The organism is Novilysobacter antarcticus (genome assembly GCF_019802285.1).
GTDB classification, from domain to species: domain Bacteria; phylum Pseudomonadota; class Gammaproteobacteria; order Xanthomonadales; family Xanthomonadaceae; genus Novilysobacter; species Novilysobacter antarcticus.
The window spans coordinates 745,531-760,894 of the sequence record NZ_JAIEUJ010000001.1; the positions used below are offsets into that span (position 1 = coordinate 745,531).

12 protein-coding genes are annotated in these 15,364 nt (G+C 64.9%); 4 read left to right on the forward strand and 8 right to left on the reverse strand.

Translation table 11 applies throughout. The annotated features are described in order from the left end of the window. Positions 1–72: 72 nt before the first annotated feature. The 7 genes from KZ491_RS03410 to KZ491_RS03440 all read right to left on the reverse strand — a co-directional run bounded on the left by KZ491_RS03410 (position 73) and on the right by KZ491_RS03440 (position 7,894). On the reverse strand, positions 73–594 hold the full coding sequence (locus tag KZ491_RS03410) for a methyltransferase family protein (RefSeq protein ID WP_222564423.1): 522 nt from the start codon (positions 592–594) through the stop codon (positions 73–75). Further along, positions 591–2,069: an efflux transporter outer membrane subunit gene (locus tag KZ491_RS03415; RefSeq protein WP_246606484.1), complete on the reverse strand. Its 1,479-nt coding sequence runs from the start codon at positions 2,067–2,069 to the stop codon at positions 591–593. The genes KZ491_RS03410 and KZ491_RS03415 overlap by 4 nt, the downstream gene beginning before the upstream one ends. Positions 2,070–2,133: 64 nt before the next feature. Then, entirely contained in the window at positions 2,134–3,273 is a 1,140-nt protein-coding gene (locus KZ491_RS03420) for an ABC transporter permease (protein WP_246606485.1), read from the reverse strand. A 3-nt stretch (positions 3,274–3,276) separates the two neighbouring features. After that, complete coding sequence (locus KZ491_RS03425) at positions 3,277–4,452, reverse strand: ABC transporter permease (protein ID WP_222564733.1); 1,176 nt, start codon at positions 4,450–4,452, stop codon at positions 3,277–3,279. A gap of 11 nt (positions 4,453–4,463) precedes the next feature. Continuing rightward, a complete protein-coding gene (locus KZ491_RS03430) occupies positions 4,464–6,251 on the reverse strand; it encodes an ATP-binding cassette domain-containing protein (RefSeq protein WP_222564425.1) in 1,788 nt (595 codons plus the stop codon). A 1-nt stretch (position 6,252) separates the two neighbouring features. Further along, the gene (gene hlyD / locus KZ491_RS03435) at positions 6,253–7,290 is read right to left on the reverse strand and encodes a secretion protein HlyD (protein WP_222564426.1); all 1,038 of its coding nucleotides are present in this window, start codon (positions 7,288–7,290) and stop codon (positions 6,253–6,255) included. Continuing rightward, positions 7,280–7,894: a TetR/AcrR family transcriptional regulator gene (locus tag KZ491_RS03440; protein ID WP_222564427.1), complete on the reverse strand. Its 615-nt coding sequence runs from the start codon at positions 7,892–7,894 to the stop codon at positions 7,280–7,282. The genes hlyD and KZ491_RS03440 overlap by 11 nt, the downstream gene beginning before the upstream one ends. A 128-nt stretch (positions 7,895–8,022) precedes the next feature. On the opposite strand from KZ491_RS03440, the gene KZ491_RS03445 reads away from it, so the two are divergent. Genes KZ491_RS03445 through KZ491_RS03460 form a run of 4 tightly spaced genes read left to right on the forward strand, consistent with a single transcriptional unit; the run spans position 8,023 to position 13,793 of the window. Beyond that, positions 8,023–9,162: an efflux RND transporter periplasmic adaptor subunit gene (locus tag KZ491_RS03445; protein ID WP_222564428.1), complete on the forward strand. Its 1,140-nt coding sequence runs from the start codon at positions 8,023–8,025 to the stop codon at positions 9,160–9,162. 4 nt (positions 9,163–9,166) lie between these two features. Then, the gene (locus KZ491_RS03450; protein WP_222564429.1) at positions 9,167–12,259 is read left to right on the forward strand and encodes an efflux RND transporter permease subunit; all 3,093 of its coding nucleotides are present in this window, start codon (positions 9,167–9,169) and stop codon (positions 12,257–12,259) included. Then, positions 12,256–12,558: a DUF3240 family protein gene (locus KZ491_RS03455; RefSeq protein ID WP_222564430.1), complete on the forward strand. Its 303-nt coding sequence runs from the start codon at positions 12,256–12,258 to the stop codon at positions 12,556–12,558. Before KZ491_RS03450 ends, KZ491_RS03455 begins: the two co-directional genes overlap by 4 nt. Continuing rightward, complete coding sequence (locus KZ491_RS03460) at positions 12,558–13,793, forward strand: TolC family protein (RefSeq protein ID WP_222564431.1); 1,236 nt, start codon at positions 12,558–12,560, stop codon at positions 13,791–13,793. The genes KZ491_RS03455 and KZ491_RS03460 overlap by 1 nt, the downstream gene beginning before the upstream one ends. Here KZ491_RS03460 and KZ491_RS03465 read toward each other — a convergent pair. Further along, positions 13,769–15,346: an FAD-dependent oxidoreductase gene (locus KZ491_RS03465; protein ID WP_222564432.1), complete on the reverse strand. Its 1,578-nt coding sequence runs from the start codon at positions 15,344–15,346 to the stop codon at positions 13,769–13,771. The two genes, KZ491_RS03460 and KZ491_RS03465, sit on opposite strands and share 25 nt — an antisense overlap. Positions 15,347–15,364: the final 18 nt, after the last annotated feature.

A 15,364-nucleotide genomic window follows, 5' to 3' on the forward strand; every position in this document is an offset into this window, starting at 1 on the left:
CAGGTCAAGCACGCGCGTGTGGCGTCCCGGCGGGGAGGTGACGGCGAGACGAACCCGGGGCAGTCGGCCACTTCAATGAGGGCCTTTTTGGGGAGGCTGGCGTCGCCGCGGCAATCCAATCCACCGCGGCACGTGCTGGCGGTACTCCGCGAACGCGGACCCGAAGCGCGCCGCAAGGTGCCGCTCTTCGCGCTTGATGGCGAGTTGGTTCACCAATACCGCTGCGACCAGCGCAGTGACCAGCAGCCACGGCCAGCCCAACGCGAGCGCGGCCCCTAGCAACAGCAACGTGTTGCCAAGATAGATCGGGTTACGTGACACGGCAAAAACCCCGCCGCTCACCAGCCGCCCGGCAGCGCGGTGGGGCAGGATATTCGTCCGCGCGCGGTGCATCGTGAGCATGGCCGCCAGATCGAATCCCACCCCTGCACACGCAAGGACGACGCCCACCACCTTGAACCATGCCCCTGTCCGGGCCAGCACCTCTCCGCCTGGCCATAACGCTTCCAATCCCCAGGCTGCCAGCAGCGCGCCCAGCACCAGTATGGGCGGCCAGGGAACCCGGTTGGGGCGTTGCACGATGTCGTCTTTCATCGTGAGTCCTCCGGCGCAGCGGCAGGTGTGACGTCGACCCGTAATGGGGCTTTGGCAGCGGCGTGAAGTCCGGGTTGAGCTTCCCACCCTCCTCCCAGCGCCTTGAACAAAGCTACCAATGCCACTGCGGCGGATGTGTGCGACCGGGCGTACGCGTCTTCCGCATCGCGCAGCATGCGCTCTTCCGCCAGTTGTTCGGTTAGGGAAATATCACCGGAGCGGTAACGGATTTTTGCGTATTCATAGCTGCGGACCGCAGCATCCACTGCCCTGCTCCGACGCTCAACCGCTTTCTGGCCGAGCCGGTAGTCGCCAAGCGCGCGCTCCGCGTCGCCGAGTGCGGCCAGCACCGTCTGCTTGTAGGCCAATACGGCCTGTGCCTGCCGCGCGTCGGCGGCACGGATCTCCGCCCGCACCCGACCACCATCCAGCACACGCCAGGAGATCAGCGGCACGACCGAAAAGGTCTGACTGGCGGACTCGAACAGGGTGCTGGCGTCCAATGCCTGGAAACCGCCGCTGGCGCCAATTGAAAGCTTTGGAAACAACTCTGCCGTGGCAACCCCGATGTCGGCGGTGCGGGCAGCGAGTCGCCTTTCGGCGGCCAGAACGTCGGGGCGCCGCCGCAGGATATCCGCACGCAGGCCCACCGGAATTGGATTCAGCGCGATCGCGTCCGTGGTTGTTTCAAGCAGCGCGAGCTCGCGTTCCGGTGGACCCCCGAGCAGGACGCCCAGGCCCAGGGCTGCGCTACGCAATTGGGCCTGGATTCCGGGAATTCCAGCCTCCGCAGCCGCAACACGGGCGTCGGCCGCATCGACATCCGCCTGTGCCGCATCGCCCAGCTCAAACCGCTTCTCCATCAATTCACGAGTGAGCGTCAACGCAGCCGCTGAACGGGTCCGTGCCCCAAGCTCCCGCTGCGCGCCTCGCAAGGATAGGTAGCTGCGCGCAACTTCAGCAGCGATGCTGATGCGCACCCCGGTCGCCTCCGCCTGCGTAGCCTGCACAGCGGCATCCGCGCTTTGCAGCGCGCGCCGGGTCCGACCAAACAGATCGACTTCCCAGCCGGCGTCGAAGCCAGCGTCGTAGATGGTCTGGTCCCGCTCGATGCCGGGAATGGAAGTGATCGGCAGCGCCCCGTTCTCGCTTTGTCGGCGCCGCATCGCGCTGCCGTGAAGCTCCACGACAGGCGCATGTCCCCCGGCGGCCCGATCGCGTATTGCGCGTGCTTCGTCGATGCGCGCGTGTGCCTGTTGCAGATCCAGATTGTTCGCCAGGGCTTCCTGCACCAGTCGCGTCAGATCGGGATCGCCTAACGTCGCCCACCACGCCGACAGGTCCAGATCTGCAACGTTGGACGGAGAAGGCTGGGTCCACCCCGAGTCGGTCTCGACGGGCGGTGGACCCCGGTAGTCCGGCCCGACGGCGCAGCCACCCAAGGTAAAGGTGAGCAGAACCAGTGCCGCGAGCATCTCGCAGCGCGAACCGGCGTTAGAGCGCTTCATGTCAGCTCCCTTATTGCGTGGGGCACGTGCGTCACTGCAGACGACTCCGCACGAGGACAGCGGCGGTGGTCAAGCTCACCAGCGCGATGAGCGCAAGTGGCAAGGTATTGGCGAGGATGTCGGAGGCAGGCATGGCCTTGAGGAACGAGCCTTCCACGATGAGCAGAAAGTGGGTAAGCGGAATGGCCTGGGCAATCCATTGCAGTGCGATGGGCATGTTTTCAACCGGAGTGGCGAAACCCGACATAAGCACCGCGGGTACTCCAATCGCAAACGCTCCGAGAATGGCCTGCTGCTGGGTGGCCGAAACCGACGAGACCATCAGACCAATACCCACCACCGACAGGATGAACAGCAGCAGGCTGGGCAGGAGCAGCAAGAACGAACCGGTAAACGGCACCTGGAACAGGAAGGCCGCCACCCCGATCATCATCAGACCCAGCACGGTGCCGATGGCCACTGCGGGTACGGCTTTGGCGATGATGATTTCCGCTGTGGTGGTAGGCGATACCAGCAGTTGATCGAAGGTTCCCAGCTCGCGTTCGCGGGCGATCGACAGGGACGTGATCATCAGTGCGCTGAAGAAGACCAGAATTCCCGACAGTGCCGGGACCACAAACCAGCGATAGACCAGGTTGGGGTTGAACCAGTGCCGGACCACCACCGGGGAAACTGGCGCCGCCTGCCCTCTCGCCGTGCTGCCCACATCTGCAGCGATGGAGTTGAGGTAGCCCACTGCGATCTGGCCGGCATTGCTGCGACGGCCGTCCACGATCACCTGCACGTCGCCGGTGCGGCCGGCGGCGATGTCACGTGAGAATTCCGGCCCGATCAGGACCCCGGCCATCACCTTCCTGCGATCAACGAGTTCCTGCAGTTCGCCCGGGTCGTGCACGGTATAGAGCCGGTCGACGAAGTCCGCCGCGCCGATGCGAGCCTGCAGCTCGTGCGACCAGCGGCCCGCATCGAGGTTGTACACGGCAATGTTGGCGTTGCGCACTTCCAGCGTGGTGGCGAACGTGAAGACCAGCAGTTGCAGCAGTGGCGGGGCGAACACGATCATGCGGCTGCGCGGGTCGCGCAGGATGCTGAGCAACTCTTTGACGATCTGCGCCCGCAGACGCGGACCCATGAAGGTGTGGAAGAAGCCAGGCATCCGCGCGGAGCGCATCGATCAGGCCTCCAGATTCTTGCGGGTCTTGTGCTTCGCGATGGCGAAGAAGACGACGCCGATGGCAGCCATCGCCGCCAGGTTCGGCAGGAACACCGACCAGACGTCACCCGCCAGGAACACCGTCTGCAGCGAGGATACGAAGTAGCGCGCGGGGATCAGGTAGGTGATCAGCTGGATCGGCAGCGGCATCGCGTCGATCTCGAACAGGAATCCAGAGAGCAGAAATGACGGCAGGAAGCCGGAAAAAAGCGCGATCTGCGAGGCCAGGAACTGGTTCCGGGTCAACACCGAGATCAGCAGTCCCTGCCCCAGCGCGGGAATCAGGAACACTGCCGAGAGGGTCATCAATGCGAGCACCGACCCGCGCAAAGGTACGTCGAACGCGAATGTCGCCAATGCGGCTGACGCCAGCGTGGCGATCATCCCCAGCGTAAAGTACGGCGCCAGCTTGCCGATCAGGATTTCCGTCACCGAGGCGGGCGTGGAGAGGATGGCCTCCATCGTCCCCCGCTCCCACTCGCGTGCAACGACGAGCGCGGTCAGCATGGTGCCGATGATCGTCATCACGATGGCGATGGCGCCCGGGACCAGCGCTCGGCGGCTTTCCAACTCCGCGTTGAACCAAAACCGCGGCCCCAAGGAGATCGCGGGTACGGGTGCCGATTCGGTCCGACCGGCGCCCCAGGTCTGCACCACGCCCTGCGCGTAGTTGGCGACGAAATTGGCCGTATTCGGCTGCGAGCCGTCGGTGATCACCTGCACCAGCGGCTGCGACCCCGGCGAGGCCAGGCGGCGCTCGAAATCCTGCGGGATCACCACGAAACCGCGCAATTTGCCGGAAACGAGCTGATCCGCGACTTCACGACGGTCGCGTGCCGGGGTCACCTTCAGGTAACGGGTGCCGGCAAAGGCCGCTGCGAGTGATTGTGCGGCCGCCGTATCCGACTCGAGCACGACACCGATGCGTACCTCGCGCACATCCAGCGATACCGCGTACGCGAACAGGAACAGCAGCACCACCGGCATCACAAAGGCGATCAGGATCGTGGACGGGTCGCGAATCGCCTGCAGGCTTTCTTTACGGACCAGCGCCGCCAGGCGACGCCAGTCAAATCCACGCGCACCTCGCTCCTCACCAGTGCGACTAAGCGATCCGCCGTATGTGTGCGCATCGATGGGGTCGCTTTTCACGTCGACACCGCTTGCGTGCGCGTCCGGTCCTGCAGATCGGCCGATTCAATCAGGTGGATGAATGCGTCCTCCATAGTGGGGTCGGGGCGCTCGTCGCTCCGCGCTCCGCGCTTCAGCGAGTCGGGTGTGTCGAGCGCGATCAGCCGCGCGCGATACATCATCGCCACCCGGTCGCAGTACTCGGCCTCGTCCATGAAATGGGTGGTCACCATCACTGTCACGCCCTTGCGGGCGAGCCCGTTGATGTGCGTCCAGAACTCGCGCCGGGTGATCGGATCAACACCGGAAGTGGGTTCATCGAGGAAAAGCACGGGCGGGCGGTGCATCAGCGCACAGGCCAGCGCGAGCCGTTGCTTGAACCCCAACGGCAGGGATTCGGGCGACGTCGACAGGTACTGGCCGAGATCGAAGGTCTCGATCATCTCATCGATGCGCTCGCGCCTGAGCACGCGCTCCAGCCCATAGACGCCGGCGGAGAACTCCAGGTTCTGCCGCACCGACAGCAGTCCGTAAAGCGAGAATTTCTGCGCCATGTAGCCGAGCCGACTCTTGGCCGCACCGGTTGCATGGCGAAGATCGATCCCCACCACGTGCGCCTGCCCTTGCGTGGGTTTCAGCAAGCCGCAAAGCATCTTGAACGTGGTGGACTTGCCCGCGCCATTGGGTCCGAGAAGGCCGAAGATTTCGCCCTTGCTTACGTCGAAGCTGACGTTGTCGGTCGCGGTGAAGTCGCCAAAGCGCTTGGTCAGGTCCTTGCAGGACACGGCGATGTCGGAGTCGAGTTCCACCGCAGCAAAGCGATCGGCGAGCGCCGACGTCCCGCCCGGCCCGCCGCCGAGCAGGTCGATGAACGCATCCTCGAAACGTGCCTTGACCGGCTCAATGCGTGCTCCCACCTCACCCGCAAGCGCCTTGAGTTCGGTGCTGCCGGCACCCTGCCGCAGCACCACCCGAACTGCATCGCCCTGGAGCACGCCATCGCTCACGCTGGCCAGATCCAAAGCGCGTGACAGGACGGCGCGACGTTCAGCGCCCACGTTCTCCAGACGGAAACTTCGCCCTTGCAGCCGGTCACTGAGTTCCTGCGGCGGACCGTCGAACTCCAGTTTGCCCTCGTTGAGCAGCAGGACACTCTGGCAACGCTCGGCCTCATCCAGGTACGCCGTCGACCAGACCACCGCCATGCCGTCATCGGTGAGTGACTGCACCATCCGCCAAAGATCCTGGCGGCTGACCGGATCGACGCCCACGCTGGGCTCGTCCAGCAGCAGCACCCGGGGACTGGCCATGAGCGCGCAGGCCAGTCCCAGCTTCTGCTTCATGCCGCCCGACAGCTTGCCGGCGAGACGTCGGGTAAACGGTCCGAGCCGGGTGAAGTCAAGCAGGCTTTCGAAGATCCGGTCGTGCAGGTCGGCGTCCATGCCGCGCAGGCGCGCATACAGGCGCATGTTCTCGATCACCGACAGGTCTTCGTAGAGCCCAAAACGCTGCGGCATATAGCCGCTGGCGACGTGGATCGCATCGTTGTCGTCGACCACGTCAAAGCCGGCCAGCGTCACGGCCCCGCCATCTGGCACCAGCAGCCCGGCCATGATCCGCATCAGCGTTGTCTTGCCGGCGCCATCTGGCCCGACCAGCCCGGTGAGGCGCCCGTACCGGATCTGCGCGCTGAATCCCCGCAGTGCCTTGACACTGCCGAAGTGCTTGGCGACGTTGTCGATCACCACGGCGGCAGCGCCGTCTGGGCGCTGTGTGGGGATATGGCTGGCAGCCGGTGATGTCACCTCATCGCGCCCGGTGTTGTTGCGTGCCGCGTGGAATGCTCTCGACCTCCACCGTCACCGGCATGCCTTGCCTGAGAGTCTCGTCGGCATCGGCGACCACCACCCGCAAGCGGTAGACGAGATCGGTCCGAAGGTCGGCAGTTTCCACCGATTTCGGGGTGAACTCGGCACGGGGCGAGATGAAACCGATCTGACCGCGGTAGGTCTTGTCGGACGAGTCGGTGTGGACGCGGACCTGGGTCCCCGGCGCAACCAGCCCCAACTGTGGCTCGCTGACGTAGGCGCGGACATACACCGGATCGCGCAGGCTGAGGCTGTAGACCGTGCTGCTGCTTGCCACCATGCTGCCCGGCTCACGCACGCGCGAAAGTACGGTCGCGTCGCTTGGCGCAACCAGCTGAGTGTCATCGAGAGCCGTAAGGGCATGCGCCAAGGCGGCTTCGGCGGCGGCCACCCGCGCCTGCCCTGCAATAACGTCCTCGCTGCGGAATCCCTCACTGGTCAGGGACAAGGCGGACTTGGCCGAGGCGAGTGCTGCGGCGGCCTGGTCGCGCGCGTTCCTTGCCGCATCGACGGTGCGTTGACTACTGGCGCCCGAGGGTAGGAGCCGCTCTTGGCGTCGGAAATTGAGCTGCGCCTCGTCGAAGCCGGACTGCGCCTGACTGACGGACTGCTTCGCCTGGGCAACTTCCTGCGGGCGGCTGCCACTGCGCAGCTTGGCCAGTCCAGCCTGCGCGGCATCAAGCTCGGCCTGCACTGCGGCCACGGAATGCTCGTATGGACCCGCATCAAGCGTCGCCATGACATCGCCCGCCGCGACCGCGTCGCCCTCATCGAAATGCATGCTTGAGATGCGCCCCGGTTGGCGGAAGGCCAGTTCTACTTCACGGATATCAACGTTGCCGTAGAGACGCAGAACGTCGCCACCGTCCCGATCGCGCACCACCCACCACGCCAGACCGGCGACGAGGGTCAACCCAATCACGACGATCGCCCAGCGTGCTTTACCGGACGGAAGTGAGCGGGGCTCAGTCGTCATGGCGTGCCTCGATACCGCGGCTGTAGATCGTGAATACCCCGGGCGCATCGCGGCGCATCTGCTGAACATCACCGGCCAGGAGGGATTGCATGATCAATCCTTGGATCGAGCCGATGAACAGTGTCACCGCCGCCTCCGTGTCCAGCGACGGCGCCAGTTCGCCCTGCGCCTTGCCCTCCTCCACTTTGGCCCGCAGGCGCGCCCGATAACCGGAAATCAGGGTCTGCACCAACTGCTTGGCACCCGTCGCGCCGGAACGCTGGAGCTCACCGAACATCATGCGCGGTACCCCGGGATGTTCCGCCACGAAGTCCACGTGGGCCAGAAACATCGCGCGCATCGCCAGAAGGGGCGAGTCGGTGCCTGTGGCGGCCCTGTCGATAAGCGTGAGCAGTCGCTCGGCGACCCACTCCATGACGGCCTGCCAGATCGCATCCTTGCTGGGAAAATGCCGGAACAACGCGCCCTGGGTGAGATGCATGTGCTTGGCGATGGCCGCCGTTGTGATCTCGCTGGGATTGGTGGACGCTGCCAGTGCCACGACCGCTTCCACCGTCACCGCGCGACGCTCTTCTGCGGGGAGATTCCTGGGCCGATGGGACATGGTTTCTGGCCTGAAAGAAAGTAATCGGTTACTATCTTATAGGCCATCTATGGCATCGCAACAACTCAAAATATGATGATCAACCGGGGGTCTGCCCTCCCGGACCCAATCGAACCGGTGCCAACTTGATGCGTCTCTCCGACATGAAACCCGCCCACTGGATCTACGCAGCCGCGGCTCTCGCGCTCTTGTTTTTGGTGGTCATGTGGATGCGTGATCCCGCACCAGCAGATACCGGTGCCGGAGACGCGGCTCCTGTTGTTGACGCTGAAGGCCGGATCCGGATGAGAGAGGAGCAGATCGAAGCCCTCGGTATTGAAAGCGTGGCCGCGCAACCTGCCGAGAACATCCCGGTAACCGGCCTGCCGGGCGAGGCCGTGCCGCCCTTTGATGCAGTGACCCAGGTAACCGTGCCGTTCACGGGCGTGGTCACGCGCATTCTGGTCGATGAAGGCGAGCGCGTTCGAGCAGGCCAACCCCTGCTGCGCATACAGAGCCGCGAGTTGATAGCCATGCAAGGCGACTTGGCCCGTGCCCGCGCGGAAGCCGGGGTTTCCAGCCAGCAGGCACGCCGCGATGCGGCACTCGCTGGCGAAGGAATCATTCCTGAAGCCCGCCTTTCGGAGAGCAGTGCACGAGCCTCGGCCGCACGCGTCACCCTGGATGAGGCAAACGCGATGATGTCCCGGCTGCGCCGCGTGCCCGGCGGCCAGGCCGGCGAATACGACCTCCTCGCGCCCCAGTCCGGCCTTGTGCTGCGACGCAGTGTCACGCCCGGACAGGCCATTGAAGCGATGGCGCCGGCTTTCGTGCTGGTCGATTCCGACGCACTGGATGTCCAGTTCAATGCACCCATTGCCCTGCGCGGGCAGCTGCAACCGGGACTCCCCATCCGCTTGGCCAACGGCATCGAGGGCGAAGTGGTCGCGGTTGGCGCCGACACCGACGCAGGTAGCCAGACGCTACGTGTACGCGCTCATGTCGATCAGCCCGGTGCGCTGGTCGCCGGGCAACAACTGGCGGTGACGCTCCTGCTGCCGGCGGCGGCCGATGCGGTGTCGGTGCCGCAGCGCGCGTTGCAGACGCATGGCCAAGGGGTCTCGGTGTACGTGCAGGATGGATCAACGTTCCGGAGGATCACGGTGGAGCGGATGGGCGGTGATGCCGACACCGCAGTTGTGCGCTCGGCCGGGACGCTGCGCCCGGGTGACCTGGTGGTGCAGAAAGGTGGCAGCGTGCTGAAGTCGCTCGCGCCAATTGCGGAGTAGCGGCGTGCTCTACCGTCTCATCGAGTTTTCCCTGCGCCAGCGCTTGCTGGTGCTTTTGGCGGCATTGGCAGTCTGCATTGCGGGCGCGATGGCGTTCATGCGCTTGCCCATCGACGCATTTCCCGACATTTCGCCCACTCAGGTGAAGCTGGTCCTCAAGGCACCTGGCCTGACCCCCGAGGAAGTCGAGGCCCGCGTCATCACCCCACTGGAGATGGAGCTGCTTGGCGTGCCCAGCGCGGTGATGTTGCGATCCGTCGCTAAGTACGCCATTGCCGACATCACGCTCGATTTCGCCGAGGGCACCGACCTTTACTGGGCTCGGCAACAGGTGGCGGAGCGTTTTTCGAATGTGGCTCCCGACCTTCCCGAGGACGTCAGCGGTGGACTCGCGCCGATTTCCACTCCGCTCTCCGACGTGTTCATGTTCACCATCGAGGGCGGCGGCCTGGATCTCCAGGAGCGCCGCAGCCTGCTTGACTGGACCATACGGCCGGCGCTTCGGACGATACCGGGTGTCGCCGACGTCAACGTACTGGGCGGTGAAGCCAAGAGCTTCGTCGTGGTTCCTGATCGGGCCCGGCTGACCGCCAACGGGCTGGCGTTGCACGATCTGGTGGACGCCTTGCAGCGCAACAACCGCAACGATGGTGCAGGTCGGCTGCAGTCCGGTGAATCGGCCCTGATCGTTCGTGCCGAAGGCTCACTGCAGACGGTCGGCGACATCGGCAACGTGGTGGTCAAGTCCGGTGTCCAAGCGTTGCGAATCAAGGATCTTGCCGAGGTTCGCGTCGAGGGCTTGACCCGGTATGGCGCGGTCGTCCGCGATGGCGAAGGCGAAGCGGTCCAGGGCATCGTGGTGGCATTGCGCGGCGCTGACGCGTCTCAACTGATCGAGAATGTCGACGCGCGCCTCGAGGAAATCCGGCCGAGTCTGCCGGCCGGCGTGCAGATCGACACGTTCTACAACCGCAGTGCGCTGATCACGCGGGCCGTAGGCACTGTCGAGCGCGCACTGCTTGAGGCTACTGCACTGGTGGTCGTGTTGCTGCTGCTGTTCCTCGGCAACTTGAGGGCGGCGATCGTGGTCGCCCTGATACTCCCCATCGCGGCACTTTCCACGTTCCTGCTGATGCATCTCACGGGACAGAGCGCCAACCTGATGAGCCTGGGCGGCCTGGCCATCGCCGTCGGACTGCTGGTGGACGCCGCAGTGGTGGTTATCGAGAACACCGTTACCCGTCTCGACCCCGACGCTCCTGGCGCCCACCTGCCGCATCTGCATCGCGTATTCGCGGCTACCCGCGAGGTCGCCGCGCCGGTGGCCGCAGGCATGCTCATCATTTCCCTCACCTTTGTCCCGCTGCTCACCCTGCAAGGCTTGGAAGGAAAGCTGTTCGCACCAGTGGCGTTGACCATCGTGTTTGCCCTTGGCGCCTCACTGCTGGCTTCGCTCACCGTGATACCCGTGCTGGCGTCCTTCCTGATGAAGGAGGGTGCCCATGGTGATCCGTGGCTGGTGCGCAAGGTGGACGGCATCTATCGGCCACTGCTCGACAAGGCTCTCGCCAAGCCGACCTATGTGTTCGCAGCCAGTGCACTTGCCCTGCTGCTGGGCGTGGTTGCCTATGCGGGCACCGGCAAGAGCTTCATGCCGACCATGGACGAGGGCGACGTTCTGATCCAGTTGATGAAATCGCCCTCGATCTCGCTGGAGCGCTCATTGGAGCTTGAGCTCGCGGTGGAGAAAGCGCTCATGGACGAAGTCCCGGAGATCGCCCACATCGTTTCCCGGGTGGGTTCCGACGAGCTGGGTCTGGACCCGATGGGACTCAACGAAAGCGACATGTTTCTGGAGCTCAAGCCGAAGAAGGAGTGGCGCGTGCGCGACAAGGACTGGCTGACGGGCGAGCTGCGCAAGGTGCTCGCGCGCTTCCCCGGTATCGAGTACGGCTTCACCCAGCCTATCGAGATGCGCGTCGCTGAAATGCTTACTGGAAGCCGTGGTGATCTGGCGGTAAAGATTTTCGGACCCGACCTGGCTGTGCTGGGCGAGCTTGCTCAACGCGTCGCGGGCGCGGTGGAGGAAATCGAAGGCGCGGAAGACGTCCTGACCCAGACTACCGAAGGGGTGGATTACCTGAAGGTGGAGATCGACGCGTTGGCCGCCGGGCGACAAGGCCTTGCCGTGGCCGATGTGCAGGACGAGCTGCGCGCCCAGCTTGAAGGAGTCGATGCCGGGATGGTGATCGAGCCCGATCGCAGGACGCCGATCATCGTGCGCGGCAACCATGACATCCGGTTTTCCGCCGAGCTTTTCTCGCGTATGCAGGTCACCCTGCCGCAAGGCGGCAACGTGCCGCTCTCGAGCATCGCCCGCATCGTGGGCGGCAATGGACCGGTGATGATCGATCGCGAGCACGGTTCGCGCTACGCGTTGGTGCAGGCCAACGTGGACGGACGAGACCTGGTCGGATTTGTCGAGGAAGCAAAGGCTGCGGTGGCTCAGGATATCCCGCTGCCGGCAGGGTATCGGCTGGAATGGGGCGGTCAATTCGAGAATCAGCAACGCGCCGCAGCCCGCTTGGCACTGGTGGTCCCGGCGGCGCTGGGTCTGATTTTCCTCGTCCTGTTCATGACGTTCGGCTCCGCGCGCCAGGCGCTGCTCGTTCTGTTCAACATCCCCTTCGCACTGGTGGGCGGCATGGTGGCCCTCTGGCTTTCAGGAGAATATTTGTCGGTACCGGCCTCGGTGGGTTTCATTGCATTGCTTGGAATCGCGGTCCTGAATGGCTTGGTGCTCGTCACCCGATTCAACCAGCTTCACGACCAGGGCCTGGATATCACCGCAGTGGTGCGCGAAGGCGCATGGCGACGGGTCCGGCCCGTGCTCATGACCGCAAGCATCGCCGCCTTCGGCCTGGTCCCATTGCTCCTCGCGACCGGGCCGGGCTCGGAGATCCAGCGCCCGCTCGCCATCGTGGTGATTGGCGGTCTGGTCAGCGCCACCGCCCTGACCCTGCTGTTGATGCCATTGCTCTACCGCCGCTACGGCTTGCCACCGGTGTCCCATCCTGAAAGGAGTGCAGCGCCATGAGCGGGTTGATCCGACTGAACATGGTGTTTCCTCCTCGGCTGGAGACACCTCTTACCGAAGCATTGAGTGCGGACCCTTCCATTCCGGGGTACACCCTTTTGGAGGCCGAGGCCCATACCGGCGACTTCGCCGATGCCTCGGATGCCGAGCGGGTGCGCGGCCGCGTGGACAGGCGGGTGTTGTGGCTGGTAATCCGGGCGGACATGAAGGACGACGTGCTGCGTTTGATGCGCGAGCACGTCGACTCCGGCGACCTGCACTGGTGGAGCGAACCGGTGCTGGAAACAGGACGACTGTGATGAAGCAAATTGCATCGATGACGCTCTTGTTGGCGTTGGCCGCGCCGAGTGTGCAAGCGCAGGACTGGCTGCCTGATCCCGCCTTGGTGGAGGCCGCTATCGCCGAACAGCCATCCGTACGTGCCGCGATGCGCCGCACCGACGCCGCGGGTGCACAGGCGCGCGCCCGCGCGGTTGGCCCGCACGAGTTCGAGGTGAGCGCAATTTCACAGGTCCGCCGGATCGATGTCGATAACGGAACGGAACGTTACGACGAGTACGAAGCGCAACTGGGACGCGCGTTCCGATGGCCGGGCAAAGTTGCACTGGACCGGCGGATCGGCGAATACGGGATAAGCGCCAGCGAACTGCGGCTGGACGACGCGCGGCACGAAGCGGCGCGGATATTTTTGAAGTACTGGTTGGACTGGCTGCGCGCCAGCGAGCAGTCCGCTGAGGCAGAGGAACAGTTCGAATCGCTGGTCCGGGAGCGCACTGCGCTCGCCCGGCGGGTGCAGTTGGGCGATGCCGCGGCAAAAGATCTCGACCTGCTGGATGTTGAGCTCGCCCAGACCGACGCCACGCGCCTTGCGGCCCAAGGTGCACTCGTGGACGCCGAGGCTGCCATCGCGCATGACTTCCCCACCCTGCCCTTACCCGAACGCGCTCCTACGGTGGGCGATCCGGAAGAGTTGCCCGAGACACCGGAGGTCTGGGTCACCCGTATTGTCCAGCGCAGCCACGAAATTGGCGCGCTGGAAGCGGATGCCATGCAGGCTGACGCGCTGGCCGCTCGCAGCCGCGCCGACCGGCTGCCCGACCCCACCCTGGCTCTGCGATTGATGAATGATCGTGGGGGCGCCGAGCGGGTGGTCGGCTTGGTATTCACCATGCCCGTCGGGGGTCGCCATCGCTCCGCTTTGGCCACCGGCGACGGCGCCAGCGCGGCGGCTATGCACAGCGAAGCGCAGGCGAAGCGTCGCGAGATCCAGCGGGAGGCCGAACAGGCTGTGCGCAAGGTCGAGCAGGCACGCAGGCAGTGGCTCGCCCAGCAGCGCGCCCTGAGGGCCAGCGACGGCGCCCGCAAGCGCACGCGCCGCGGCTGGGAGTTGGGCGAATTATCGTTGGCGGAGTGGCTGCTCGCCGAGCGGACGCATCGGCAGATCGCCTTTGCAGAAGCCTCGGCCCGTGCCGACGCAGAGGAGGCACGTTTGGGCGTCCTGGTCGACAGTCACGAGCTCTGGCACGCCGAATAGTCGCCATTTGCACCGATGATGCGCTCGAATTCGAGCTCCTTCAGCAAGCCCGCATGGTCGCGATGCACGAATGCCGCCGCCAGCTCGCGCCCGCGCTTCAGGTAGCTGACAGTGCAGTCACGCCGCGCCAGATCACCTTCTATCCGGACATCGTCGAAGCCCTTCGCGTGGCCGACGTAGGACAGGCCGAACCCGTGTTGCTCGGTCCAGAAGAAGGGCACGGCTTCATACGGCTTTTTGCGACCCAACATGTTCAGCGCAGCGGTCTGGCCCTGGTGTTCGGCAACCACCCAGTGCTCGATGCGAACTCGTTCGCTGGTGAGCGGTTCCGGCCACAGGGCAATATCGCCAGCGGCATAGATGCCCGGCGAACTCGTCTCCAGAAAGCGGTCGACAATGACGCCGCGATCGACCGCAAGCCCCGCCGCTTCGGCCAACTCCAGCCGCGGTCGTACCCCGATGCCTACCACCACCAGATCGGCCTGCAGGGTCTCCTCGTTGGTCAGGATGACCTCGTCTTCGTGGATGGTGCTGGCCGTTGTGTCGAGGTGGAAAACCACCCCTTTCTTCTCGTGCAGTTCCTGCAGGAAAGCGCCCAGCTCCTTGCCCAACACATTCGCCATGAGACTGGTTTCGCGCCCTACGACGTGCACTTCCATCCCGCGTGCACACAGGCCCGAGGCGACCTCCAGTCCGATGAAGCTGGCGCCGATGATCACCGCGGTTTTTGCGCTTCTGGCTTGCGCCAGCAGGCGGTGGCAATCGGCAGCGCTGCGCAGGTAGTGCACGTGGGGAAGCGAGGCGCCGGGCACGTCCAGCTTGACCGGCTCTGCACCTGTGGCGATGAGCAGCGCTTCGTACGCGATCCGCTCACCATTCGCGAGGTGTACCTCGCGCTCGGCGGTACGGATGGCTTCAACATGCACTCCCAACCGCAACTCGATCTCGTTGTCGCGGTAGAACTGCGATGGATGCAGCTCATTCGCGTCCTCGTCCATGTCGCCGCTCAGCACCCCCTTGGAAAGGTTGGTGCGGTCATAGGGAGCGGCTTCATCGGCGCTCAGCAGGGTGACCGATCCGGTGTAACCCTCGCGTCGCAGCGTCTGGGCTGCGCACAATCCAGCCGCTCCCCCGCCGATGATGACGATGGATGCGGGCCGCGCAGCCGCGGCGCGTGCGGGAGGGCGCTCCAATGATGCGTGCGTTGCAGGAGATCGCTTTCCGGTTACGGTGGCCGTGCCGTCCACCACCTCGACGTCGTAGCACTCGACCGGATCCAGTGCCGGCGGGCGCGATGGCAGCCCGGTTCGCAGGTCGAAACAGGCGTGGTGCCACGGACAGCGGACGCCGCCATCCACCACCAGCCCTTCCGCAAGCGGGCCACCTTGATGGGTACACACCGCGCCCAAGGCGAAAAAATCCTCGCCCTGCCTCACCAGGATCACGGACTTGCCAGCCACATGACCCAGCAGCAGGTCGCCATCGGCCATCCGCTCGATCCGCACACCGACCGCCAGGTCGGGGCCTTTCAGCGTGTCGCTCTCGTCCGCCATTCCGGTGTCCTCGGTGTT